The following is a 21876-nucleotide window of genomic DNA, read 5'->3' on the forward strand; positions in this document are numbered from 1 at the left end:
CGCGCGAAGCGCGTAGGGGGTGGTACATCAACGCAGATTGACCAGGGTCTGCAGCACCTGGTCCAGCGTCTTGATGCTCTGGGCATTGGCCTGGTAGACGCGCTGGGCCGTGACCATATTGACCAGCTCGGCCGTCATGTCGACGTTGGACTCTTCCAGTGCGCCGGATTGCAGCACGCCCATATTGCCGTCACCGGGCACCCCCACCACCGCGTCGCCGGAGGCGTAGGTGCGGGCCCAGACGTTGCCACCCAGGGGTTGCAGGCCTTGCGTGTTGCGGAAGGTGGCCAGCTCGACCTGGCCGGCCGGCTTGGACTGGCCGTTGGAGTAGCGGGCCATGATGATGCCGGACTTGTCGATCTGGATGCCCGCCAACTGGCCGGGCGCATAGCCGTCCTGCTTGACGTCCGTGACGGCGAAGCTGGAGCCGCCTTCCGTCGACTTCAGGATGTCCAGCTTGATGCCGTTGATGGGCAGGGTGGTGGCGCCGGCCGAGTTCGTGGACACCGGGACGTCCATGTTGATGACGGCGGTCGGGCTCACCGGCTTGGAGCCGTCGTAGGCCGAAAACACCAGGGTGGCGTAGGGCGCGGTGGGGTTGCCATCGGCGTCGACCGGCGTGGCCGTGCCGGCGTTGTCCACCTCCAGCGGCTTGCCGTTGGCCGTGGCGTAGATGTTCCAGGTCGTGGTGGAGCTGGGATCCGGCGGGGCCGGCGTGGGGTCGCTCTTCTGGAAGTAGAAGGTCAGCGCCACGCTCTGCCCCTTGGCGTCATAGACCGTCATGGAGGTGGCGTTGTTGTAGGTGGCCGGGTCATTGAGCTTCATGCCCACGCCGGTGCCGCCGGGCGCCGTGGCCTTGGCGCGCGAGTCCAGGTTGAACTCCATGGACACCTCCTTGGTGACCTGCGGCGTGATGCCGGCCGTCGGGAGCTGCAGGGCCTGGGCCAGGCCGGGCTGGATCACGCCCGTGCCGTCAGCGGGGTAGCCCAGCAGCTTGAGTCCGGCGTTGTTGACGATGTAGCCCTCGCGGCTGACCTTGAACTGGCCGTTGCGCGAGTACATGACCGGGTTCTTCTCGTCACTGAGCTGGAAGAAGCCTGAGCCGTTGATGGCCATGTCCATCGGGTTCTCGGTGGTGCTGATATTGCCCTGGGTGAACTGCTGCGACACCGAGGCCAGGCTGGTACCGATGCCCACAGGATTCTGGCCCGCGCCGTTGAGTGCGCTGGCATAGACATCGGCGAACTCGGCGCGGGAGGACTTGCCGCCGTAGGTGTTGGCGTTGGCGATGTTGTTGCCGATGACCTCGAGATTCTTGCTGGCGGCATTGAGACCGGAGAGACCTTGCTGGAAGCCCATGATGTGTCCTTCGAAAGAAAGTGGCTCGAGGGGTCAGTCGACCCGTTTGACGCTGCTGTAGTCGACCAGACCGACGTTCTGCAGCTGCAGCCGCAGCTTGCTGCCATCGGTGTTGACGGCCATGACCCGGTCGTGGGCATAGCTGGTGCTGCTCAGGACGCTGGCGCCCTTGCTGGCGGTGATGCGGAAGCTGTAGCCAGACTTGGCATCGAACTTGTCCGAGTTCCAGTCGAAGTCATGCACGCCGGCGCCTTGCGCGCCCAGCTGCACGGTGTCGACCACCGCGCCCGAGGGGGCCAGCACCTCCAGCTTGACCGCATCGGCGGGGCTGCTGATCTCGAAGGAACCCTGGGCCTTGGCTGTCTCGGGGTTCCAACTGAGCTTGTTGCCGGGCACCAGCACCTCTCGGCCAACGAGGCTCACGCTTTGCAGCGCCTGCATCTGGCCAAACTGGGAGCCCAGGGCCTTGATGTTGTCGTTGAGATTGCTGATGCCTGTGACGGTCTGGATCTGCGCCATCTGGGACGTGACCTGGGCGTTGTCCATGGGATTCATGGGGTCCTGGTTCTTCATCTGCGCGACCAGCATCTTGAGGAAGCGGTCCTGCGTGTCCTGGGCCTGCTGAGCGGCGCTGGGCGCGGTGTTGGCGCTGCTGCCGGTCACCTTGCTGTTGCTGATCACGGTGCTGTAGTCCATGGCTTACCTCTTCCGACTCAGGATTGACCCAGCTGCAGGGTCTTGAGCAGCAGGCTCTTGGCCGTGGTCATGACCTCGATGTTGTTCTGGTAGGAGCGCGAGGCGGAGATCATGTTGACCATCTCCTCCACGCTGTTGACGTTGCTGTAGGTCACATAGCCCTCAGCGTCGGCCTGGGGATGCTTGGGATCGTGTACGCGCCGGCCCTGGGTGGGGTCCTCGGTGATCTGTGCCACCCGCACGCCAGCGGCGCCAGGGTCCTGGCCGGCGCCCACGAGTTGGGTCTGGAACAGCACCTGGCGCGCCTTGTAGGCCTGGCCATCGGGGCCGGCCACGGTGTCGGCATTGGCCAGATTGCTGGCCACCACGTTCAGGCGCTGGCTCTGCGCACTGACGGCGCTGCCGGACACATTGAAGATCTGGAACATGGACATGGTGCTCTCCTGCCTGGGGTCTCAGCTCAGCCGGCTCAGGCCGCGTTGTGCGACTTCATCGCATCCAGCTGGGTCCGCACGCTGCTGTTGATGAAGCGCAGGGTGGCCTCGTACTTCACCGAGTTGTCGGCGAAGCTGGCCCGCTCGCGGTCCATGTCCACCGTGTTGCTGTCCAGATTGGTCTGGGCCGCCATGGCGAAATCGCGTCCGGCGGGGCTCAGTGCGCCGGCCAGCGGGGCGAGGTGCCGGGCCTGCGTCGTTTGCAGGGCGCCGGGGGTGCCGATCTCGCCGGTTGCCTCTTTCAAGGCGCGGCTGAAGTCGAAGTCGCGCGCCTGGTAGCCCGGCGTGTCCGCGTTGGCGATATTGCTGGCCAACTGCTGCTGACGCTCCGCCCGCAGCATCAGGGCCTGGGTCTGGAAGTTCAGCGAGTCGGTGAGGCGGTTGATCATGAGGGCGCTCCTTGCCGGGGCCGGGTATCGAGGGGCTGGGCGGCTGTCTTGCAGACCCTTTTCGACGCCATGGCACGGGATGTGGGCATTGTTGGGCGGCAGTCCGCCAAACATGAGCGGGAAAAGAGCGCGCTTTGCTGCTCATTTCGAAGCTAGAGCGCGGCCGGCTGGGGCCTACAGTCCTTCCCATCATGTTCAATCGGCCTCAATCCCTGCAGGGCACCGCCAGCTGGCTGGTGGCGCTTCTGCTGACCCTCTGCGGTGCGCCCTGGGTGCAGGCCCAGGCCCAGGGGCTGGAGCCTTGGCGCCAGGCCCTGCAGCAGACCGCCCTCAGCGCTGTCGGCCAGCTGAACAAGGACCTCGGTGCCTCCGCCCGCGTGATGGTGGAGCTGGGTCAGGCCGATCCACGCCTGCGCCTGGCACCTTGCCTGCGCGCCGAACCCCATCTGCTGCCTGGCATGAAGCTCTGGGGGCGCTCTCGTATCGGCCTGCGCTGTGTCGAGGGAGCCAGCCGCTGGAATGTCTCCCTGCCCCTGACCGTGCATGTCTTCGCGCCCGCCCTGGTGGCGGTAGGCCCGCTGGACGCCGGCACCATCCTGTCTGCCGAGCATCTGCGCCTGGCAGAGGTGGACCTGGCCGCCGAGCAGGGCGCCGTGTTCACCGACGTGGCCGCCTTGCTGGGGCGCAGTCTTGGCCGGCCGGTGCAAGCGGGCGAAGCCCTCCGCTCGGGCAGCCTCAAGCAGCGCCAGTGGTTTGCCGCCGGGACCCAGGTCAAAGTGACCGCCCGTGGGGCAGGATTTGCCATTGCCGGGGAAGGCCAGGCCCTGGGCCAGGGCTTGGACGGGCAAGAGGTTCGTGTTCGCTTCGAGAACGGTCGCACCGTGACAGGTCGGGCCGTGGGGGAGCGCGAAGTGGAGGTGCTGCTGTGAACGATGCACCATGCCGGCCTTCGGATGCCAGGCGATCGGCGCGCCCACCTGTTATCGTCGAGGAAATCCCTCAAGTCCGGCTGGACACGGCCGATACACCGTCCAACAGGCTGGGCGGTTTCAAGCTCAGTCCTTGGAGAACATCATGAAAATCGGTCAAAACGCTGACAAGCTCGCCGCCACTGGCCTCGGCCAGGGTGTCGAGCGTCCGGCGACGGCGGAAGCCGGCCGCAACAAAGGTGCTTCCGAGGCCGGCAGCGTGAAAAATGCCCCGGAAGCCAGCGCTAAGTTGGCCTTGTCCAGCACGGCCAGCACTATGTTGCAGGGTGTGCCGGATGATGGCAGCTTCGACGCCGAGAAGGTTCAGCGCATTTCCCAGGCCATCAGCGAAGGCAAGTTCAGCGTCAATGCCGACGCCATTGCCGACAAGCTGATTGCCAATGCCCGGGAAATGGTCGGCCGCGTCGGGGCACACTGAACGGCACCGCGTCCCCTCATCCTCAACCTTGCCCACAGGCGGGTCCTCTCATGCAAACCTTGCCGCCCACCGAGAACACCGAAGCGCTGAGCCAGGATCTGGAGCGGCCGCTGATCGAAGTCGAGAACTGCCTGAACCTGCTGGGCGAGGCCTTGGTGCGTCGTGACAGCCAGGCCATCGAGACCCACGCTGCAGCCCTGCACCAGGCCTTGGCCCAGGCCATGAACAGCTTCATGGAGGCCGCCCGCAACGGCAAGGTGCCGCCGCAGCTGCGCAACCGCCTCGTGCAGGCTGGCGGCCGCGTGGCCGCGCAGCGTGAGTCGCTGAACCGCGCCAATGCCGCCCTGGATCGCGCCATTGACGTGCTGATCCCGCCCGAACCAGGTGGGGTCTATGGCGCCAGTGGCAAGAACGAGCGCAAGAGCAGCCTGGGCGGATCCATCCAGGCCTGACCTGTTCCCTCACGCACGAGAGCCACGCTGAGCGTGGCTTTTTGCTTTTCTAGCGCCTGAGGCCGCTACTGCGTGGCCTTGTGCCGCAGGGCTTCAAGGTAGGCATGGCCGTCAGGTGGCCTGCCGCTGCGCTGCGATTCCCAGATCATGGTGCCCAGGCAGTCCATGGCCACATGCTGGGCCTCGTGCAGGGACTGGCGGCGCGCCGTCAGCAGGTCCAGGGCCTGTCGCACGCCGCGCGGCTGGTCAATGGAATGCTGCTCGCTGATGCTCAGGTGCATGGACAGGTGCAGGAAGGGGTTGGTGCGCCCCTCCTCGACGGTGTAGACCGCCTGCACGGCCTGCTCTTCGTCGGCCAGCTCTGCGTGGTATTCGGGGTGCTGCTCGATCCACTGGGCGGCCAGCGTCTCCATGGGCGTCAGGGGCAGGCGGTTCCGCCACTTGGCGTAGGTGCTGCAGAAGAACCGGCGGACTTCGATCTGGGACGGGGCAAACATGCCGTCATTGTCGCCGCAAGGTGCCTGCCCCGCGCTGCCAGGCTCAATCCCCGCGCGATTCCTCGGGCTCCCCCGCGTTCCAGCCCTGGCGGTGCCGCACCTGGGCCCGGGCCTCGCGCTCCTGGGCCATCAGGGTCTCCAACTGCTGGCGCCCCTGCTTCACCATGGCGATGACCTTGTCCTCGTCATTGCGGTGCTGGGCCATCAGGCGCAATTGCGCGGCGTTGTGCTGCCGGAAGCGCCAGGCCTGGCGGCGCGCCATGGCCGGCTCCACGCCCAGCAGCTCCAGCACGCTGCGACCGCTGAGCAGGGCAGATTCGAAAGTCTCGCGCTCGATATGCTGGACCCCCAGCTCCTGCAGACGGTAGAAATGCTGGACATTGCGGGCACGGGCGACGATCTGCAGCTGCGGAAAATGCTGGCGCGCCAGTTCGGCGATGGCAAGGCTCTGCGCCACGTCGTCCACCGCGATCACCAGGATGGCGGCGGTCTCGGCGCCGGCCGTTCGCAACAGGTCCAGGCGGCTGGCGTCGCCGTAGAACACGCGCCAGTCGAAGCGTCGCAGACCCTCGACGGTATGGGCATCGTGCTCCAGCACGGTGGCCTCGTGCCCATTGGCGTAGAGCAGGCGGCCGACGATCTGGCCGTAGCGGCCGAAGCCCGCGATGATCACCGGCGCCTGCTGTGGTTCATTCAATTCCTCCAGGTCCGGGCCGCGGCGGCGGGCCAGGCGCGGCTGCAGCCAGCGGTCGGCGGCGGCCAGCAGGGCGGGCGTGCAGGCCAGGGAGAGGGCCACCGCGGCCACCAGGGCCGAGGCCTGCTCATCGCTCAGCAGCCCGGCCTGCTGGCCCAGCTGGAAGACCACGAAGCCGAACTCGCCGCCCTGGGCCAGCAGGATCACGAAGACCGGCCGCTCCAGCAGCGGCAGGCCCATGGCCCGGCCCATGAACAGCAGCAGGGCGCTCTTGAGCAACAGCAGCGCCGCCAGCAGTCCGGCCACCAGCAGCGGCTGCTGCAGCAGCACCTGCAGATCCAGCCCCATGCCCACCGCGATGAAGAAGAGACCCAGCAGCAAGCCCTTGAAGGGCTCCAGGTCTGTCTCCAGTTCATGCCGGTACTCACTTTCAGCCAGCAGCACACCGGCCAGGAAGGCGCCCAGGGCCATGGAAAGCCCTACGGCCTGCATCAGGGCCGCTGTGGCCAGCACCAGCAGCAAGGCGGCGGCGGTGAAGATCTCGGGCGTGGCACTGCCGGCAATCCAGCGCAGCGCAGGCCGCAGCGCCAGGCGCCCGCCCAGGATGAGCACGGCGATGGCGCCCACGGCCTTGGCCGCCTGCCAATGCCCGTCGGTGCCACTGCCGTCTGCCCCGGCCAAGGCGGGCACCAGGGCCAGGATGGGAATGGCGGCGATGTCCTGCAGCAGGGCGACGCTGAGGATGCTCTGGCCCGCGGCCGTGCCACCCAGGTTGCGCTCGCCCAGTACGGCCATGGCCACGGCGGTGGAGGACATGGCCAGGCCAAGGCTGCCCACCAGGGCCAGCCGCCAGGGCAGGCCGCACAGCAGGGCCAGACCCATCAGCAGGGCGGTCGACCCCAGCAGCTGCAGGGATCCCCAGCCGAAGATGGGCCGGCGCAGCTGCCACAGCCGGCGCGGCTCCAGCTCCAGGCCGACCAGAAACATCATCAGCACCACGCCGATCTCGGCCACCTCCAGGATGGTCTCGGGCGCCGACACCAGGCCCAGCACCTGCGGCCCGATCAAGACTCCGGCGACCAGATAGCCCAGGATGGAGCCCAGGCGTGCCCAGCGAGCCAGAGGCACAGCCAGCACGGCAGCGCCCAGGAAGACCAAGGGCAGGTGCAGCAGCTCATGCGAGGGCGCGCTCATGCCTGCGCCTCCACGGGGCGCTCGCCGGCAGGCAACTCTTCCTGCTCGGCGCGCTGCGAGCCGCACCAGTGCGGATAGTTCAGCAGCTGCTGGATTGCCTCGCGCACATGCTGGGCGATGGTCTCGTCGTCGGCGCGATGTGCGCCGTGCAGCACCTGCGGCGGCAGCAGGCGCAGGCCGCACAGGCGCGCAGTCTGCGCGTAGGGCAGCAGGAAGTCCTGGAAGGCATGCCTGTGATGGCCCTGGGGGCTGTAGGCGGCCTCGGCACCGCCCGTAGAAAGCAGCAGCCAGAGGTCCTTGCCTTGCAGGGCATGGCCGCCCGGACCATAGGCCCAGCCGTAGCTGAAGACTTCATCCAGCCACAGCTTCATCAGCGCCGGCATGCCATACCAGTGAATGGGATGCAGCCAGATGACGAGGCGTGCCTGCGCCAGCACCTGCTGCTCGGCCTCGATGTCGATGGCGTAGTCAGGGTAGAGCCGATAGAGGTCACGAAGCTCCAGCTTGCCGGGTGGGACGGGCGTGGCGGCCAGCGCGTCCATCAGGCGGGCACTGACCCGGGAATGGGCGCGGTCCGGATGCGCGCACAGACAGAGGATTTCAGCCATAGCCAAGGGTAGCAGCGTCTGCGGGGCGCGACTTCCGGCCTTGCCAGCATTGCCGCCGCAGGAAAGTCGCCGCTAACATGCCCGCAGCGTCGCCAAGGGAGATGCCATGCCCGTGATCCTGGTCGCCAATCCCAAGGGAGGGGTCGGCAAGAGCACCCTCGCCACCAACATCGCCGGCTATCTGGTCTGGCAAGGCCATGCGGTGGCCCTGGGCGATGCCGACGTGCAGCAGTCCAGCCGGCAGTGGCTGGCGCAGCGGCCGACGCAACTGCCGCCCATACGCCCGCTGGACATCGATGACAAGCAGGTGGCCCGTGTGCCCAAGGGCGTCAGCCATGTGGTGCTGGACACGCCGGCGGGCCTGCACGGCAAGCGGCTTGAGCGGCTCCATCGGCTGGCCGATCACATCCTCGTGCCCTTGCAGCCCAGCCTCTTTGACATGCAGGCCTGCCATGCCTTCGTGCTGCGACTGACGGAGTTGGGTGAGGCCCAGGGCCATAGGCCGCGGCTGGGCCTGCTGGGCATGCGGGTGCGGCAGGGGACGCTGTCCCAGCAGCAGCTGCAGCAGTTCCGGCAGCGCCTGGATGGGAGCGTGGGCGGTGGCCTGGACTGGCTGGGCGAGTTGCGTGATACCCAGCACTATGTGCAGTTGGCCGCCCGCGGCCTGAGCCTCTGGGACATCTCTCCCGGCCAGGTAGAGAAAGACCTGCAGCAGTGGCAAGCCCTCACCCAGTGGCTGAAGCCATGATCTTCATTCAGACTGATGATACGAATGGCGAACCCGGTTCGCCCTTCGCTCACCCGGAAGGGGTATGCCCTCGGCCCTTGTCCGCCACTATCATTCGACGCCCCCGATGCGTGGGGCACATAGACACAGAACTAGCGAGGAGACCGGCATGAAGGTGCTGCTCATTGACGACCATCCCCTGATCCTCTCCGCCCTGCAGACCGTGATCTCGGGCCTGGACGAGGGCGTGGAGATGGTCGGTGTGGAGACCGCCGCAGCCGCCCGTCAGCGTCTCAAGGACGAGGATGATTTCGATTTGGTCCTGCTGGACCTCCAGCTGGGCGATGCCAGCGGCTTCGACGTGCTGGAGGAGTTTCGCTCCGTCTACCCAGCCCTGCCGGTGGTGGTGATCTCGGCTTCGGACCGCGCCAGCGACGTGATCCGCTCCATCGACATGGGTGCCATGGGCTTCGTGCCCAAGCGCAGCAGTACCGAGGTGCTGTCCCAGGCGCTGCGGCTGGTGATGTCGGGTGGCATCTACGTGCCGCCCATGAGCCTGGGCACGGAGGCCCCGGCCCCGGCCGCGCCCGAGGTCAACAGCCAGGCCGCCCGCCTGCAGCAGATCTCGCAGCTGGCCACGGCCTCTGAGTACCAGATGCAGACGGGGCTGGAGAACCTTTCCCTGACCCCGCGCCAGACCGATGTCCTGGCCCTGCTGCTGCAAGGCAAGCCCAACAAGATCATCGCCCGCGAGCTGGGCGTCTCGGTGGAGACGGTCAAGGACCATGTGGCCGCTGTGCTCAAGGCCTTGGGCGTCAATTCCCGGACCCAGGCCGTGCTGGCCGTCAGCCAGATGGTGCAGCGCACGCCGGAGCAGAGCTTCAGCACCTTCCGGCAGCCGGCGCACTGAGCCGCGCCCTCCGCCATGAAGAAAGCCCGCCGACAGGCGGGCTTTGTCTTTGGTGCCGCCGCTCAGCTGGGCTCGTAGGCCAGGCGCACGTAGATGGGGGCGAAGGCTTCGGCCTGGGTGATCTCCAGCAGGCGTTCGCGGGCCAGCTCCAGCATGGCGATGAAGGTCACCACCAGCACCTGCGGGCCGCGGCTGGTGTCGAACAGGTGCTCGAACTCGACGAAGCGCTGGCCCTGCAGGCGGCGCAGCACCATGCTCATGTGCTCGCGTACGGAGAGTTCTTCGCGGCTGATCTTGTGGTGCTGCTTGAGCTGGGCCTTCTTGATCAGGCCCAGCCAGGCCTCGCGCAGGTCGACCAGCTCCACGTCGGGGAAGCGCGGCGTGAGGGACTGCTCGATGTGGACCTGGGCGCGCAGGAAGTCGCGGCCGATCACGGGCAGGGCGTCCAGCCGCGCGGCGGCGAGCTTCATCTGCTCGTATTCCAGCAGGTGCCGCACGAGCTCGGCCCGCGGATCCTCGGGCTCGCCGCCGTCGTCCGTCTTCTTGGGCGGCAGCAGCATGCGGGACTTGATCTCGATGAGCATGGCCGCCATCAGCAGGTACTCGCTGGCCAGCTCCAGGTTGTGCTTGCGGATCTGGTCGACGTAGCTGAGGTACTGCCGGGTGACATCTGCCAGCGGGATGTCCAGGATGTTGAAGTTCTGGCGCCGGATCAGGTACAGCAGCAGGTCCAGCGGGCCTTCGAAGGCCTCCAGGAAGACTTCCAGCGCATCTGGCGGGATGTAGAGGTCCTGGGGCAGGGCAAAGAGCGGTTCACCGTAGAGCCTGGCCACGGCGACGCCGTCCACGGTCTGCAGCACGGGGCTGGCCTCGGCCTCCGTGAGCGGCGCAGGCAGCTCGACGGGATCGGGCGGGGTGGCGTTGCCGCTCAAGGGCCGGCTCGCGGGGCAGGGGGGCTGAGCCGTGCTGTCCCGGTGGTCAATGGGACTTGGTCTGGTAGACGTAAGCCTGCTGGGCCACGCGGGCTGCGCGGAAGTCAGCCTGGGCGGCGCGGTCCACGGGCTTGTCCCACAGCAGGGCGCGGCCGTCGCGCTGTTCCTGCTCCAGCGTTGGCTTCTTGGCCTTCAGCTCGTCGATGAACTGGGTGACTTCGGACTTGTAGGGCTTCCAGAACAAAGGCATGGCGCGCGGGCGGTGAGGGTTGAAGCATGACAGCGGCTGTCGCCGGTCTCGCAGGAATCTGGCATTTTAGCCGCCTTGGGGGGGCTGGGGCGCCGCGTGAGGCACCGGCTTGATGCAAGTCGACGCCAGATCGCTCACCTCGGTCAACAGACCGTGCTCACCCAGCAAGGCAGCCAGCCCACCGCGCTCGACCAGGGAGGCAGGCTGGGCATTGAGGCCGAGCAGGACCAGGCGCCGCCCCTGGCGCTGCAGCCCCTTGTGCAGCTGTATCAGCGCGTCGAGGCCCGTGCTGTCCATCGAGACCAGCAGGTGCATGTCCAGGGCCAGCACCCGGGCGTCCGGGGGCAGGCGCTCGGCCAGGGCCTCGACCTTGGCCACGGCGCCAAAGAACAGCGAGCCATAGACCCGCAGCAGGTGCACGCCCGGAGGCAGGGCCGTGTCGGGCGGCGCTTCGGAGACGCTGAACAGCTCGCTCATGCGGTAGACGAAGAAGCCGCAGGCCAGCATCAAGCCCGCCTCTACCGCCACCGTCAGATCGAAGATCACCGTCAGCAGGAAGGTGCCCAGCAGCGTGGCGCGATAGGGCAGCTTGAAGTGGCGCAGCCGTGCGAACTCGTGCCACTCGCCCATGTTCCAGGCCACCACCAGCAGGATGCCGGCCAGTGCGGCCAGCGGCACCTGGGCCGCCAGGGGGGCCGCGGCCAGCACCACGACCAGCAAGCTCAGCGCATGCACCATGCCTGCGACCGGGCTGCTGGCGCCGGCCTTCACATTGGTGACGGTGCGCGCGATGGTGCCGGTGGCGGGGATGCCGCCGAACAGCGGCGCCACCATATTGGCGATGCCCTGGGCCATCAGCTCCTGATTGGGGTCGTGGCGCCGCCCTTCGTTCATGTTGTCCGCCACGCGCGCGCAGAGCAGCGATTCGATGGACCCCAGCAGGGCAATGGTCAGGGCCGGGATCAGCAGCTGCTTGGCCTCCTCAAAGCTGAAGCCCGGCCACTCCGGGCTGGGCAGGGACTGCGGGATGCCACCGAATCGGCTGCCTATGGTATCCAGCGGCAGCTGCAGCAGGCTGGTGGCCAGGGTGGCCACCACCAGGGCCACCAAAGTGCCCGGCAGATGGGCGGCCAGACGATGCAGGCGCTCGCGCAGGCTGCGCGCATGCGCGGCCATGGCGTAGCTCTTGGGCCAGGCCAGGACCAGCAGGCTGCAGCTGGCGCCCACCAGCAGCGCGTAGGGATTGAAGCTGGCGCGGTGCTGCCACAGCGCCTGGACCTGGGCGAAGAAGTCCGCCGGCATGCGCGGGATCTGCAGTCCCAGGAAGTCCTTCAGCTGTGACAGGGCCACCAGCACCGCGATGCCGTTGGTGAAGCCGATCACGATGGACACGGGGATGTAGCGCACCAGCACCCCCAGGCGCAAGGCCCCCAGGGCCAGCATCATCAGCCCGCCCAGCATGGTGGCGATCAGCAGGTTGTGCAGGCCGTAGCGCTGCACGATGCCGTAGACGATGACGATGAAGGCACCGGCCGGCCCGCCGATCTGCACGCTGGAGCCGCCCAGCAGGGAGATCAGGAAACCGGCGACGATGGCGGTGACCAGGCCTTGCTCCGGCTTGACGCCCGAGGCGATGGCGAAGGCCAGGGCCAGCGGCAGGGCCACGATGCCCACGGTGAGCCCGGCCCCGACGTCGCGGATCAGGCGTTGGCGCTCATAGCCGCGCAGGCTGTCGAGCAGGCGCGGGCGAAAGGGATGGAGTCGAGGCAGGGGCATGAACGCTCCGGTGGTGGCGGGAGGGGTTCTCGTTCATGGCCCCGGGGCGGCCCGCAATGGTGCAGCCGCGCGATGAAACGGCGGCGCCGGCTGGGCGCGGCCAATTGCAGCAGGCGGATGCGTTGCGGGTCCACGCCTGCATTGTGGCCCGTGAGCAGCAAAAAGGGCTGCCGAAGCAGCCCTTTGCATGCCTGGTGTTGCCGGCCCGCTCAGCGCACGCGCATGCCTGGCTGCGCACCCGGGAAGGGCTCCAGCACGAAGATGCCGGGGTTCGCCTTCTCGTCGGCGTGGCTGGCGGCCAGCACCATGCCCTCGCTGACGCCGAACTTCATCTTGCGCGGGGCCAGGTTGGCTACCATGACGGTGAGCTTGCCTTCCAGGTCCTCGGGCTTGTAGGCGCTGCGGATGCCGCTGAAGACATTGCGCAGGCGGCCCTCGCCGGCATCCAGGGTCAGGCGCAGGAGCTTGTCCGAGCCTTCGACCAGCTCGGCCTTCACGATCCTGGCGATGCGCAGGTCGACCTTGCTGAAGTCGTCGATCTTGATCTCAGGGGCCAGGTCTTCACCGCCGGGCACGATCTTGGGTGCAGCAGGAGGCTCGAACAGGGCCTCCAGCAGCTTGGGGTCGACGCGCTGCATCAGGTGCTCATAGCTGCCGATCTGGTGGTCGCCCAGGGCGCGCTGCGCGTCGGCGAACTGCATGGGCTCGACCTTGAGGAAGGTCTCAACCTTGGCCACCAGGGCAGGCAGCACCGGCTTGAGGTAGATGGACAGCAGGCGGAAGGCCTCGATGCAGACGCTGCAGACGTCCTGCAGCACCTGGTCCTGGCCCTCCTGCCTGGCCAGCTCCCAGGGCTTGTTCTGGTCCACGTACTCGTTGACGCGGTCGGCCAGCATCATGATCTCGCGCAGGGCCTTGCCGAACTCGCGGGTCTCGTAGAGCTCGCCGATGGTGCCGGCATGGGCACGCAGGCCATCCAGCAGGGCGCGTCCCTCGACGCCCACATCGGCCGAGAGGCGACCGTCGAAGCGCTTGGACAGGAAGCCGGCGGCGCGCGAGGCGATGTTGATGTACTTGCCGACGAGGTCCGAATTGACGCGGGCCACGAAGTCCTCGGGATTGAAGTCCAGGTCCTCGACCTTGCTGTTGAGCTTGGCTGCCAGGTAGTAGCGCAGCCACTCGGCGTTCATCCCGAGGCTCAGGTACTTGAGCGGATCGAGGCCGGTGCCCCGGCTCTTGCTCATCTTCTCACCGCCGTTGACGGTCAGGAAGCCGTGCACATGCACGTGGTTGGGCGTCTTGCGGCCGCTGAAGTGCAGCATCGCGGGCCAGAACAGCGTGTGGAAGTAGGTGATGTCCTTGCCGATGAAGTGGATCTGCTCCACCGAGTCGTCGGCCATGAAGGCGTCGAAGTCGCGGCCCAGTTTGCCGAAGTAGTTCTTCAGCGAGGCCAGGTAGCCGATGGGGGCGTCCAGCCAGACGTAGAAGTACTTGCCTGGCGCATCGGGGATCTCGATGCCGAAGTAGGGGGCGTCGCGGCTGATGTCCCAGTCGCCCAGGCCGCCGTTGCCGTTCTCGTCCTTGGCGAACCATTCGCGGATCTTGTTGAGCACCTCGGTCTGCAGGCGGCCGGGGGTCTGGGTCCATTGCTCCAGGAACTCCACGCAGCGCGGGTCGGAGAGCTTGAAGAAATAGTGGTCCGAGCTCTTCATCACCGGCGTGGCGCCGGTCAGCACGGAGAAGGGGTTCTTGAGCTCGGTGGGCGTGTAGACGGCGCCGCAGACCTCGCAGGAATCGCCGTACTGGTCCTTGGCGCCACACTTGGGGCACTCACCCTTGATGAAACGGTCGGGCAGGAACATGGCCTTCTGCGGATCGAAGAACTGCTCGATGGTCTTCACCGCGATCAGGTCCTTGCTGCGCAGGGCCTTGTAGATGGCCTGGGACAGCTCGTGGTTCTCTGCGCCGTCGGTCGAATGCCAGTTGTCGAAGCTGATGTGGAAACCGTCCAGGTACTGCTTGCGACCGGCCGCGATGCCGGCCACGAAGTCCTGCGGCGTTTTGCCGGCCTTCTCGGCGGCAATCATGATGGGCGCACCATGGGCGTCGTCAGCACAGACGAAATGCACCTCCTGACCCATCATGCGCTGGAAGCGGACCCAGATGTCAGCCTGGGTGTACTCCATGATGTGGCCAATGTGGAAGTTCGCATTGGCGTAGGGCAGGGCAGTGGTGACGAAGAGCTTGCGAGTCATGGCGTGCAAAGGTGCATGCGCGGCGCAACGGGGCCACGCAAGAGGCGGGATTTTACGGGCTGGACGCCGGAGTGCCGGCGCCAGGCTCAGGCCCCGGGGGACGGCGCCTGGTCCGCCGCTTCGGGCCCGGCCGGGGCGGCGTCATCGGAAGGCGCGCCTTCGTCACCACGGCCCTGCTGCTTGCGGGCCCGCTTTTCCGCGGCTTTTTCTTCGGCCTTGCGCTTCTTGGCCAACTCGCGTTGGCGTTTTTCGTATGAGTAATTTGGAGTGGCCAAGGTCCGTCCTTTGGTCGCGACGGCAAGACACCGTCAGACGCGACTGTAGCGCCTCGCTGCCGCCGAGGGTCGGGTGGTGCCGCCTGTCGAGCTGCCAAGACGCTTCAGCTTGCGCATGCAAACGCTTGCCACCACAAGGAAAAATGCTCACGTGGGCTGTGGATAAGTTTGTGGGAAACGGGCTGAAAAACCGGCACTGAAGCAGGGTGCAGACTTGCCCAGCGACGCGGGCATGGGCGGTGTCGACGAAAAAATCATTGCATATCAATGACTTGCGTAAGTCGGAGGCTGACGCTTGCCGCGGGCCTTCGCGTCAGGCGCGGGGCTCGCCATTGGGGATAAGCCGGGGCTCGGAGCGGGGCATGTGTCAAATGGCTGCAGCCCTGGGGTTCTTTTGGCGGGGGTCTTTGGAACCGGATTCGCCAGACCCTTGTCACCAAACTTGGCGCATTGAGCTCAAGTATCTTGGAGGGATGGTGTCCAAGTCCTTGATTCAGCGAGCCTAATGACAGCTGTCCACCGATGCTGTGGATAAGTTTGTGGAGAAGCTGGGTCTGCCGGCCCTAAATGCTTGATTCATCGGCGCCGGCCCTGGGTTGCCTCAAATTCTTGCACTTTCGTGACGGCTATATAAATCAACAACTTGGCATTGATTTGGTGGAGGCCCTGTGCCGCACGGTCGCCGTGTCCTCCCCTGTTTCTTTGTGAGACGACGGAGTGCGTCCGTGGGGATAAGTCAAGCCCTGCCATGGCCCCCGGTGCGCGGATCAGGCAGGGGGCTGTGCATCAAATGGGGGACATGCGCAGGCCTGACGACCCATCAGGACCTCTTGCACGACGCTGCCGCGGCCGCCTGTGCTGGCCAATGCATCCCCAGCGGCTGTGGATAAATTTGTGAGTCTGCTGAAGAAAGCAATGTTAAGTCATTGATTTTTAATGATCTATCTTGTGGTGCCCAAGAATTGAGCAGAGGTTTGGCCCTGCCCGGCGCCGAGGGCGCGGCTGCATCGCGTCGGCGCATGCGGGGGAACGCCAGGGGGCGCCCTTGTTCTGGCAGCTAAAATCGCCCGATTTGCAGCCAATGGCCGTATACATGGGGCAGGGAACCGTTTCGAAGCAGTCGCCGGATCAGTCGGCGGACAGGTCCGCGCAAGGCAGGGATTCGGCCGCGGCCGAGGTGTTCGAACTTCGCAGCGCCTCCATTGCCGCCTTCAGCCTGGTGCTGCGCAGCAGCGACCTGCAGCAACTGGCCCAGGCCTTGCAGCAGCGCTTGGGCGACACGCCCGAGGTCTTCAACCAGGACCCCGTGGTGCTGGACCTCAGCCAGCTGCCGGCCGCGCCTCAGGCGGCCGAGGATGGGCAGCTGAGCTTGGAGTCGGCTACGGCCCGGCTGGACTTTCCCGCCCTGATGGCGCTGCTGCGCCGCTTCCGCATGCAGGCGGTGGCCGTCAGCGGCGCCACGGCCGAGCAGCTGGCCGCTGCCCAGGCTGCCGGTCTGGCCGAGGCGGATGTCCCGGTCCAGCGCGCCGAAGCGCCGCGCGTGGAGACCGTGGTCAAGGAGGTCGTGCGCGAGGTGATCGTCGAGCGTGAGGTGCCCGTGCCCGCTGCGCCGGCCGAACCCAGCCGCACCGTCATCATCGACAAGCCCCTGCGTTCCGGCCAGCAGGTCTACGCCAAGGGCGCGGATCTGGTGGTGATGGCCCTGGTCAACCATGGCGCCGAGGTCATCGCCGACGGCAATATCCACGTCTACGCACCCCTGCGTGGCAAGGCGATTGCCGGAGCGCGGGGCAACACGGAAGCGCGCATCTTTGCAGCCAGCCTGGAGGCTGAGTTGATCGCCATCGCCGGCATCTACCGCACCACCGAGAACCCCCTGCCCGCCGAAGTGCTGGGCAAGCCGGCCCAGGTGCGGCTGGAGGGTGAGAAGCTGGTGATGGAAGCCCTGAAACTCTGAGCCGCCCGAAGTCCGGACGGCCGAACAACGCATTTTTGAAGAAGGAAGGCAATCGATGACCAAGATCGTCGTGGTGACCTCGGGCAAAGGGGGCGTGGGAAAGACCACGACCAGTGCCAGCTTTGCAACAGGCCTCGCCATGCGCGGCTACAAGACCGCGGTGATCGACTTCGACGTGGGCCTGCGCAACCTGGACCTGATCATGGGTTGCGAGCGCCGCGTGGTCTATGACCTGATCAACGTCATCAATGACGAGATCAAGCTGACCCAGGCCCTCATCAAGGACAAGCAGCTGGACAAGCTCTACATCCTGGCCGCCTCCCAGACCCGCGACAAGGACGCCCTCAGCCAGGAGGGCGTGGAGCGCGTGCTGGAGGAGCTCAAGGCCATGGAGTTCGACTACATCGTCTGCGACTCGCCGGCCGGCATCGAGACGGGCGCACTGATGGCCATGCACTATGCCGACGAGGCCCTGGTGGTGACCAACCCCGAGGTCTCTTCGGTGCGCGACTCCGACCGCATCCTGGGCATGCTCAACAGCAAGACCAAGCGTGCCATCGAGGGCAAGGATCCCGTGAAGGAGCATCTGCTGATCACGCGCTACAACCCCAACCGCGTCGAGGGTGGCCAGATGCTCTCGCTGGAAGACATCCACGAGATCCTGCGCACCCCGCTGATCGGCGTGATCCCCGAGAGCGAGATCGTGCTGCAGGCCTCCAACCAGGGCCTGCCCGCCATCCACATGAAGGGCACGGATGTTGCCGAGGCCTATGCCGACGTGGTGGCCCGCTTCCTGGGCGAAGACAAGCCCATGCGCTTCATCGAGGCGGTCAAGCCGGGCTTCTTCAAGCGCCTCTTCGGCGGCAAGTGAAGGAGCGGCCACAATGGGATTCCTCTCGTTTTTCATTGGTGAGAAGAAGAGCACGGCCAGCGTCGCCAAGGAGCGCCTGCAGCTCATCCTCGCGCATGAACGCAACGGGCGCAGCGCCAGCCCCGACTACCTGCCCCAGCTGCAGAAGGAGCTGGTGGCGGTGATCTCCAAGTACGTCTCCATCAACCCGGACGACATCAAGGTCCACATGGAGCGCCAGGACAATCTGGAGGTGCTGGAGGTCAAGATCGAGCTGCCCGAGCCGGGCCGCTGAGCCGCGCCTCGCAAATGCAAAGGGCCAGTCCTCGCGGACTGGCCCTTTTTGCTGCAGCCCTGGACGCTCAGGCGTGGTCGAACTGCGCGGCGTTCTTGCCCTTGAAGGGAGCGTAGAAGGCCTTGATCTTGACCATGTCGGCCTCGATGTCGCCCGTGGGCACGAAGACCGGGCCCAGCCCGCTGAGCTTGCGGGGGTAGTCCATGTAGGCCATCACGATGGGCACCTCGGCGGTGACGGCGATCCAGTAGAAGCCGGTCTTCCAGTAGCGGGTCTTGCTGCGCGTGCCCTCGGGCGGCACCACCAGTTGCAGCGGCCCGTCGGCGGCCTTGATGGCCTCGGCGGACGCCGCGACCAGGTTGTTGCTCTTCTCGCGCTGCACCGCAATGCCGCCCAGCCAGCGCATCACCGGCCCGAAGGGGAAGCGGAAGATCTGGGCCTTGCCCATCCAGTAGATGTTCAGGCGCAGCGCGAAGGCCACCATCAGCGTGTAGGGCAGGTCCCAGTTGCTGGTGTGCGGGGCGGCGATCAGTACGCACTTGTCATGGCCGGCGGGCAGGGCGCCGTCCAGCTTCCAACCCGTCAGGCGCAGGAAGCCCACCGAGAAGGCCCGCAGCACGGTGTTGACGACGGGCGTGGTGAAGATCGTGCGGTGCATGCGAAAGGGACCTGGGCTGACAAACCGGCGATTATCCCGCGAGGTCTCCAGGGTTACCCTGCTTGTTTTTAGAGCAGATCAACAAAGTCCGTGAAGAAACAAGCACTTGCCACATCGCTGCAGAGGCGGTGCACGGACTTGTCCACAGGCGCTGTGGACGGTTCAGTCGCTGCCCTCGGGCGCTGTCCGGGCCTCGATCACCAGATCGGAGCAAGGGCGGGCCACACAGGGCAGGAACCAGCCCTCGGCCTTCTCCTCGGCGCTGAGACCAGGCCATTCGATCAGGTATTCGATCCGACCGGACAGCAGGCGGCGCATGCAGGCGCGGCAGGTGCCGGCGCGACAGGAACTCAGCAGGCCGCCGCCCTCCCGCAGGCTGGCGCGCAGCACAGTGAGGTCGGCGGGGCAGGTGAAGCCGTCCTCGGGCAGACCGGGCAGGAACTGGATGCGGTAGGACTGTGGCGGCATCGGCACATGATGCCAGCGAGCGCCCGGCTTTCGTGAAATGCGAGACAGGGGCCGGCGCCAAATGCTGGCGTCGGCCTGACGGGCGGCAGACACTGGCGCTCACATGGACGCTGCGCGGCCTCATCCCGAACTGGAATCGACCCTGGCCAGCGCCTGGTTCTCGCTGGCGGGGGAGCGCTGTGTTTTCTCCAGCCTTGACGGTATGCCCGCGCTGCTGCCCGGTGCGGCCTGCTTCCTTCTTCCGGTGCTGCACGCCGACGGGGGCGAGGCCGGCCGGGTACTGCTGGCGCTGAGCGACAAGGACGCCCAGCAACTCGGCGTCTCCATGTTCGGCCTGCCCCTGGACGAACTGGGCCAGGAGGAACTGGATGACGCCAATGCGGAGCTCTGCAATATCTTCGGCAGCTGCCTGGTGAAGGCCCTGGACGACAGCCATCACCTGGAGCTGGGCCTGCCCAGGCGGGCCCGGCAAGGGGCCTTCGAGGCGCTGTGCCGCCGCAGCATGCCGCGACTGACGCTGGCGGCGACGCTCGGGCCTCGGCACATCGTCGTGGCCTATTTCGACGATGCAGACGGCGCTTCGCCTGCACCCCCGTCTACCAAGGATGTGCGCCATGGTTGACCCTAGCCCACCTCCCCTGCGTGTGCTGGTCGTGGACGACAGCCGCGCCATCCAGGCCATCATCGCCCGCGTGCTGCAGGATGCCGGGCTGGGCCCCATGGTGGTCGAGACGGCTGGCAATGGCGAGCAGGCCCTGCGCATGGTCGCCGCACAGCCGCCTGACCTGGTGATCTCAGACTGGCACATGCCCGTGGTCAGCGGCATCGAGATGCTGCAGACCTTGCGCCAACTGGGCGGTGGCACGGTCAAGGTGGGCTTCGTGACCACGGAGACGGCAGAGCGTCACCTTGACCAGGCGCGCAGCAATGGCGCGGTCTTCGTGATCAACAAGCCCTTCAAGGATGAGGACCTGCTGCATGAGGTGCAGAAGGCCTTGGCCGCGCGGGTTGAGCAACTGCGTGCGCCTCCGCCCCCCCCACCTCCGCCCGCTGCGCCGGCCGCGCTGGAATCTGAAGGCGCGCTGAATGCGCTGGTCAAGTTGCAGCTGGGCCAGATTCCCTTCCGCCTGGTCCCCGCGCCGGGCCAGTTGCTGGATGAGCTGAAACTACCGCACGACCTTGCCATGTACGCGCTGGACGGGCAGAAAGCGCCCTTCGCGCTGGGCATTCTGGATGTCAACGCTTGCTGCATCCTCGGCGGAGGTGGTGCACGCCTGCAACCTCCGCCTGTGCGCCTGGCCATGCAGGCCGGCAAGCCTACGCCGGAGATGATGCACTTCGCAGACCACTTCCTGCGCTCGGCGGCGGGCATCCTGGCGCGCGCGGAGGGCGGGGGGGGCGCGCCCGCGCTGCGCATCGTCAACCTCGTGCCCAAGCCCTTCGACAAGCTGCAGGGCCTGCTGGAGCGCAACCGCGGGCGCAGTGACTACCGCATCGCTGTCCCAGGCTACGGCGAGGGAAGATTGGCATTCATTCGCTGCTGATGCTGCCGATAAGAGCCTTGGGCGCCTCTTTGCGCCGCAACAGGAACAGGTCGCTCTGATCATGGCGCTGGAGTTTTCGCTCGACAGCCTCGCGGTGGTGGCCGTCTTCGTGGCCAATGCCGCGGTGATGGTCATCACCATCGGCACCTACTGGCGCATGACGCGCTACGAGCAGAGCAACCACATCCACATCGTCAACGCCCTGCGCGAGACGCGCGACGCCGGGCGCGAGATGAAGATCGCTGCGCATGAGCTGATACGCATTGCCGAGCGCGGCGGCGTGGGTGGTGGTGGCGGCCTGGGCGCAGCCGAGCTGAGCCAGCTCGACGAGCTGATGAAGCTGGTCCGCGGCCTGCTCGATGCCTATGGCGGAGAGGACGCCGCCGAGGAGGGCGACGAGCCCGAGGTCCGCTGGCCCGACAGCGCCCACGAGATGAGCAGCGAGCTGATGGAGCAACTGCGCCGCAGCCATCGCAACGAGGTGGACCGCCTGGTGGCGCAGCGCCGCCGCATGCAGGTGGAGCTGGGACTGACCCGCGAACGTCTGGACGACGCGCTCAAGCAGCTGAGCGCGACCAGGCACCGGGGCGGCGGCGGTGGCGGCGCAGGCGGCGGCCCGGAGCTGCAGGTCCTGCGCCAGCAGCTGGACTCCGTGCGCTCCCAGCTGCAGCAGGCCCAGGACCGCCAGTACCTGGCCGAGACCCGGGCCGAGAAGGCCGAGCGCATGACCGCCAAGCTGCAGAAGGAGCTGGAGGAGATGGCGCTGGCGCCAAAGGGGGCGGCCCAGAACAACCACGGGTCCGAGATGATGAAGCTGCTGGAGCGCGAGGCCCTGATGCTGCGCGAGCAACTGGCCGAGGCCGAGCGCACCATCCAGAAGCTGCGCGCGGAGCTGGCCGCGTTGGCGGCCAATCCGCCCGAGCATGCCGACCCGCAGGCCGTGGACGAGATCCGCGAGCGCCTGGAGCGCGAGGTCGAGCAGCTGCGCGGCAAGATCGACGACCTGCAGGACGCGCTCAAGCGCAACCAGGTCGAGAAGGACTTCATCGAGGAGCACTACCTCAAGGAAGCGCAGAAGAACGACGAGGCACGCCTGGAGGCCGAGGCCGCCGCTGCCGCCATGGAGTTCGTGGGCAAGACACCCGGCGGGCGTTGAGCCCTCGCAGCCAAGCCTGCCGCTGGGGCCAGG

25 protein-coding genes are annotated in these 21876 nt (G+C 66.7%); 11 read left to right on the forward strand and 14 right to left on the reverse strand.

Going from position 1 to position 21876, the window contains the following annotated elements:
- Positions 1 to 27 precede the first annotated feature (27 nt).
- From flgE to flgB, 4 genes are read right to left on the reverse strand one after another with little or no spacing between them, the layout of a single operon-like run.
- The gene (flgE, locus tag ACS5PK_RS00350; protein WP_439438298.1) at positions 28 to 1359 is read right to left on the reverse strand and encodes a flagellar hook protein FlgE; all 1332 of its coding nucleotides are present in this window, start codon (positions 1357 to 1359) and stop codon (positions 28 to 30) included.
- A gap of 33 nt (positions 1360 to 1392) precedes the next feature.
- Complete coding sequence (locus tag ACS5PK_RS00355; protein WP_439438299.1) at positions 1393 to 2055, reverse strand: flagellar hook assembly protein FlgD; 663 nt, start codon at positions 2053 to 2055, stop codon at positions 1393 to 1395.
- Between the two features lie 17 nt (positions 2056 to 2072).
- Entirely contained in the window at positions 2073 to 2489 is a 417-nt protein-coding gene (flgC, locus tag ACS5PK_RS00360; protein ID WP_439438300.1) for a flagellar basal body rod protein FlgC, read from the reverse strand.
- Positions 2490 to 2524: 35 nt separating this feature from the next.
- Positions 2525 to 2938, reverse strand: coding sequence for a flagellar basal body rod protein FlgB (gene flgB, locus ACS5PK_RS00365; RefSeq protein ID WP_439438301.1), 414 nt, complete (start codon positions 2936 to 2938; stop codon positions 2525 to 2527).
- 191 nt (positions 2939 to 3129) lie between these two features.
- On the opposite strand from flgB, the gene flgA reads away from it, so the two are divergent.
- The 3 genes from flgA (at position 3130) to ACS5PK_RS00380 (ending at position 4797) form a co-directional block, all read left to right on the forward strand.
- Positions 3130 to 3867: a flagellar basal body P-ring formation chaperone FlgA gene (gene flgA / locus ACS5PK_RS00370; RefSeq protein ID WP_439438302.1), complete on the forward strand. Its 738-nt coding sequence runs from the start codon at positions 3130 to 3132 to the stop codon at positions 3865 to 3867.
- Between the two features lie 145 nt (positions 3868 to 4012).
- The gene (gene flgM / locus ACS5PK_RS00375) at positions 4013 to 4345 is read left to right on the forward strand and encodes a flagellar biosynthesis anti-sigma factor FlgM (RefSeq protein WP_439438303.1); all 333 of its coding nucleotides are present in this window, start codon (positions 4013 to 4015) and stop codon (positions 4343 to 4345) included.
- A gap of 50 nt (positions 4346 to 4395) precedes the next feature.
- The gene (locus tag ACS5PK_RS00380) at positions 4396 to 4797 is read left to right on the forward strand and encodes a hypothetical protein (protein WP_439438304.1); all 402 of its coding nucleotides are present in this window, start codon (positions 4396 to 4398) and stop codon (positions 4795 to 4797) included.
- Positions 4798 to 4862: 65 nt separating this feature from the next.
- Here the strand turns inward: ACS5PK_RS00380 and ACS5PK_RS00385 are convergent, their stop codons facing one another.
- The 3 genes from ACS5PK_RS00385 to ACS5PK_RS00395 are packed head-to-tail and all read right to left on the reverse strand — an operon-like array spanning position 4863 to position 7790.
- Positions 4863 to 5294, reverse strand: coding sequence for a DUF1841 family protein (locus tag ACS5PK_RS00385; RefSeq protein ID WP_439438305.1), 432 nt, complete (start codon positions 5292 to 5294; stop codon positions 4863 to 4865).
- Between the two features lie 43 nt (positions 5295 to 5337).
- Positions 5338 to 7182 carry a glutathione-regulated potassium-efflux system protein KefC gene (kefC, locus tag ACS5PK_RS00390; RefSeq protein ID WP_439438306.1) on the reverse strand — a complete coding sequence of 615 codons (1845 nt, stop codon included), beginning with the start codon at positions 7180 to 7182 and terminating at the stop codon, positions 5338 to 5340.
- Positions 7179 to 7790 (reverse strand): NAD(P)H-dependent oxidoreductase, encoded by a 612-nt coding sequence (locus tag ACS5PK_RS00395; RefSeq protein ID WP_439438307.1) that lies wholly within the window; start codon positions 7788 to 7790, stop codon positions 7179 to 7181. The genes kefC and ACS5PK_RS00395 overlap by 4 nt, the downstream gene beginning before the upstream one ends.
- A 106-nt stretch (positions 7791 to 7896) precedes the next feature.
- Between ACS5PK_RS00395 and ACS5PK_RS00400 the strand changes: the two genes are divergently transcribed.
- Both ACS5PK_RS00400 and ACS5PK_RS00405 read left to right on the forward strand, forming a co-directional pair.
- A complete protein-coding gene (locus ACS5PK_RS00400; protein WP_439438308.1) occupies positions 7897 to 8538 on the forward strand; it encodes a nucleotide-binding protein in 642 nt (213 codons plus the stop codon).
- A gap of 148 nt (positions 8539 to 8686) precedes the next feature.
- Positions 8687 to 9427 carry a response regulator gene (locus tag ACS5PK_RS00405; protein WP_439438309.1) on the forward strand — a complete coding sequence of 247 codons (741 nt, stop codon included), beginning with the start codon at positions 8687 to 8689 and terminating at the stop codon, positions 9425 to 9427.
- Positions 9428 to 9489: 62 nt separating this feature from the next.
- Here ACS5PK_RS00405 and ACS5PK_RS00410 read toward each other — a convergent pair whose 3' ends face one another.
- The 5 genes from ACS5PK_RS00410 to ACS5PK_RS00430 form a co-directional block, all read right to left on the reverse strand.
- Positions 9490 to 10359 (reverse strand): segregation and condensation protein A, encoded by an 870-nt coding sequence (locus tag ACS5PK_RS00410; RefSeq protein ID WP_439438310.1) that lies wholly within the window; start codon positions 10357 to 10359, stop codon positions 9490 to 9492.
- A gap of 46 nt (positions 10360 to 10405) precedes the next feature.
- Positions 10406 to 10609, reverse strand: a complete 204-nt coding sequence (locus ACS5PK_RS00415; protein WP_439438311.1) for a DUF3460 family protein — start codon at positions 10607 to 10609, stop codon at positions 10406 to 10408.
- A gap of 66 nt (positions 10610 to 10675) precedes the next feature.
- On the reverse strand, positions 10676 to 12385 hold the full coding sequence (locus ACS5PK_RS00420; RefSeq protein WP_439438312.1) for a SulP family inorganic anion transporter: 1710 nt from the start codon (positions 12383 to 12385) through the stop codon (positions 10676 to 10678).
- A gap of 209 nt (positions 12386 to 12594) precedes the next feature.
- Positions 12595 to 14640, reverse strand: coding sequence for a methionine--tRNA ligase (gene metG / locus ACS5PK_RS00425; protein WP_439438313.1), 2046 nt, complete (start codon positions 14638 to 14640; stop codon positions 12595 to 12597).
- 86 nt (positions 14641 to 14726) lie between these two features.
- Complete coding sequence (locus ACS5PK_RS00430; RefSeq protein ID WP_439438314.1) at positions 14727 to 14915, reverse strand: hypothetical protein; 189 nt, start codon at positions 14913 to 14915, stop codon at positions 14727 to 14729.
- Positions 14916 to 16008: 1093 nt separating this feature from the next.
- Here ACS5PK_RS00430 and minC point away from each other — a divergent pair.
- Genes minC through minE form a run of 3 tightly spaced genes read left to right on the forward strand, consistent with a single transcriptional unit; the run spans position 16009 to position 18017 of the window.
- A complete protein-coding gene (minC, locus tag ACS5PK_RS00435; RefSeq protein WP_439438315.1) occupies positions 16009 to 16872 on the forward strand; it encodes a septum site-determining protein MinC in 864 nt (287 codons plus the stop codon).
- A 55-nt stretch (positions 16873 to 16927) separates the two neighbouring features.
- Positions 16928 to 17743, forward strand: coding sequence for a septum site-determining protein MinD (minD, locus tag ACS5PK_RS00440; RefSeq protein ID WP_439438316.1), 816 nt, complete (start codon positions 16928 to 16930; stop codon positions 17741 to 17743).
- A gap of 13 nt (positions 17744 to 17756) precedes the next feature.
- Positions 17757 to 18017, forward strand: coding sequence for a cell division topological specificity factor MinE (minE, locus tag ACS5PK_RS00445; protein ID WP_183105219.1), 261 nt, complete (start codon positions 17757 to 17759; stop codon positions 18015 to 18017).
- 67 nt (positions 18018 to 18084) lie between these two features.
- On the opposite strand, the gene ACS5PK_RS00450 is transcribed toward minE, so the two are convergent.
- Positions 18085 to 18675 (reverse strand): 1-acyl-sn-glycerol-3-phosphate acyltransferase, encoded by a 591-nt coding sequence (locus ACS5PK_RS00450; protein WP_439438317.1) that lies wholly within the window; start codon positions 18673 to 18675, stop codon positions 18085 to 18087.
- A gap of 162 nt (positions 18676 to 18837) precedes the next feature.
- Positions 18838 to 19143 carry a 2Fe-2S iron-sulfur cluster-binding protein gene (locus ACS5PK_RS00455; RefSeq protein ID WP_439438318.1) on the reverse strand — a complete coding sequence of 102 codons (306 nt, stop codon included), beginning with the start codon at positions 19141 to 19143 and terminating at the stop codon, positions 18838 to 18840.
- 103 nt (positions 19144 to 19246) lie between these two features.
- On the opposite strand from ACS5PK_RS00455, the gene ACS5PK_RS00460 reads away from it, so the two are divergent.
- The 3 genes from ACS5PK_RS00460 to ACS5PK_RS00470 all read left to right on the forward strand — a co-directional run bounded on the left by ACS5PK_RS00460 (position 19247) and on the right by ACS5PK_RS00470 (position 21843).
- Positions 19247 to 19765 (forward strand): hypothetical protein, encoded by a 519-nt coding sequence (locus ACS5PK_RS00460; protein ID WP_439438319.1) that lies wholly within the window; start codon positions 19247 to 19249, stop codon positions 19763 to 19765.
- On the forward strand, positions 19758 to 20687 hold the full coding sequence (locus ACS5PK_RS00465; protein ID WP_439438320.1) for a response regulator: 930 nt from the start codon (positions 19758 to 19760) through the stop codon (positions 20685 to 20687). The genes ACS5PK_RS00460 and ACS5PK_RS00465 overlap by 8 nt, the downstream gene beginning before the upstream one ends.
- A gap of 61 nt (positions 20688 to 20748) precedes the next feature.
- Positions 20749 to 21843 carry a hypothetical protein gene (locus tag ACS5PK_RS00470; protein WP_439438321.1) on the forward strand — a complete coding sequence of 365 codons (1095 nt, stop codon included), beginning with the start codon at positions 20749 to 20751 and terminating at the stop codon, positions 21841 to 21843.
- Positions 21844 to 21876: the final 33 nt, after the last annotated feature.

The organism is Roseateles sp. DB2, assembly GCF_051857535.1.
Lineage (GTDB): Bacteria > Pseudomonadota > Gammaproteobacteria > Burkholderiales > Burkholderiaceae_C > Roseateles_B.

What these genes read in the sequence shown, in the direction of transcription:
- minE (WP_183105219.1), top strand. Translation starts at nt 17,757, where the DNA reads ATGGGATTCCTCTCGTTTTTCATTGGTGAGAAGAAGAGCACGGCCAGC.
- minD (WP_439438316.1), top strand. Translation starts at nt 16,928, where the DNA reads ATGACCAAGATCGTCGTGGTGACCTCGGGCAAAGGGGGCGTGGGAAAG.
- metG (WP_439438313.1), bottom strand. Translation starts at nt 14,640, where the DNA reads ATGACTCGCAAGCTCTTCGTCACCACTGCCCTGCCCTACGCCAATGCG.
- ACS5PK_RS00465 (WP_439438320.1), top strand. Translation starts at nt 19,758, where the DNA reads ATGGTTGACCCTAGCCCACCTCCCCTGCGTGTGCTGGTCGTGGACGAC.
- ACS5PK_RS00450 (WP_439438317.1), bottom strand. Translation starts at nt 18,675, where the DNA reads ATGCACCGCACGATCTTCACCACGCCCGTCGTCAACACCGTGCTGCGG.
- kefC (WP_439438306.1), bottom strand. Translation starts at nt 7,182, where the DNA reads ATGAGCGCGCCCTCGCATGAGCTGCTGCACCTGCCCTTGGTCTTCCTG.
- flgM (WP_439438303.1), top strand. Translation starts at nt 4,013, where the DNA reads ATGAAAATCGGTCAAAACGCTGACAAGCTCGCCGCCACTGGCCTCGGC.
- ACS5PK_RS00405 (WP_439438309.1), top strand. Translation starts at nt 8,687, where the DNA reads ATGAAGGTGCTGCTCATTGACGACCATCCCCTGATCCTCTCCGCCCTG.
- ACS5PK_RS00455 (WP_439438318.1), bottom strand. Translation starts at nt 19,143, where the DNA reads ATGCCGCCACAGTCCTACCGCATCCAGTTCCTGCCCGGTCTGCCCGAG.
- flgC (WP_439438300.1), bottom strand. Translation starts at nt 2,489, where the DNA reads ATGTCCATGTTCCAGATCTTCAATGTGTCCGGCAGCGCCGTCAGTGCG.
- ACS5PK_RS00415 (WP_439438311.1), bottom strand. Translation starts at nt 10,609, where the DNA reads ATGCCTTTGTTCTGGAAGCCCTACAAGTCCGAAGTCACCCAGTTCATC.
- flgE (WP_439438298.1), bottom strand. Translation starts at nt 1,359, where the DNA reads ATGGGCTTCCAGCAAGGTCTCTCCGGTCTCAATGCCGCCAGCAAGAAT.
- minC (WP_439438315.1), top strand. Translation starts at nt 16,009, where the DNA reads ATGGGGCAGGGAACCGTTTCGAAGCAGTCGCCGGATCAGTCGGCGGAC.
- flgB (WP_439438301.1), bottom strand. Translation starts at nt 2,938, where the DNA reads ATGATCAACCGCCTCACCGACTCGCTGAACTTCCAGACCCAGGCCCTG.
- flgA (WP_439438302.1), top strand. Translation starts at nt 3,130, where the DNA reads ATGTTCAATCGGCCTCAATCCCTGCAGGGCACCGCCAGCTGGCTGGTG.
- ACS5PK_RS00395 (WP_439438307.1), bottom strand. Translation starts at nt 7,790, where the DNA reads ATGGCTGAAATCCTCTGTCTGTGCGCGCATCCGGACCGCGCCCATTCC.
- ACS5PK_RS00420 (WP_439438312.1), bottom strand. Translation starts at nt 12,385, where the DNA reads ATGCCCCTGCCTCGACTCCATCCCTTTCGCCCGCGCCTGCTCGACAGC.
- ACS5PK_RS00400 (WP_439438308.1), top strand. Translation starts at nt 7,897, where the DNA reads ATGCCCGTGATCCTGGTCGCCAATCCCAAGGGAGGGGTCGGCAAGAGC.
- ACS5PK_RS00355 (WP_439438299.1), bottom strand. Translation starts at nt 2,055, where the DNA reads ATGGACTACAGCACCGTGATCAGCAACAGCAAGGTGACCGGCAGCAGC.
- ACS5PK_RS00380 (WP_439438304.1), top strand. Translation starts at nt 4,396, where the DNA reads ATGCAAACCTTGCCGCCCACCGAGAACACCGAAGCGCTGAGCCAGGAT.
- ACS5PK_RS00460 (WP_439438319.1), top strand. Translation starts at nt 19,247, where the DNA reads ATGGACGCTGCGCGGCCTCATCCCGAACTGGAATCGACCCTGGCCAGC.
- ACS5PK_RS00385 (WP_439438305.1), bottom strand. Translation starts at nt 5,294, where the DNA reads ATGTTTGCCCCGTCCCAGATCGAAGTCCGCCGGTTCTTCTGCAGCACC.
- ACS5PK_RS00470 (WP_439438321.1), top strand. Translation starts at nt 20,749, where the DNA reads ATGGCGCTGGAGTTTTCGCTCGACAGCCTCGCGGTGGTGGCCGTCTTC.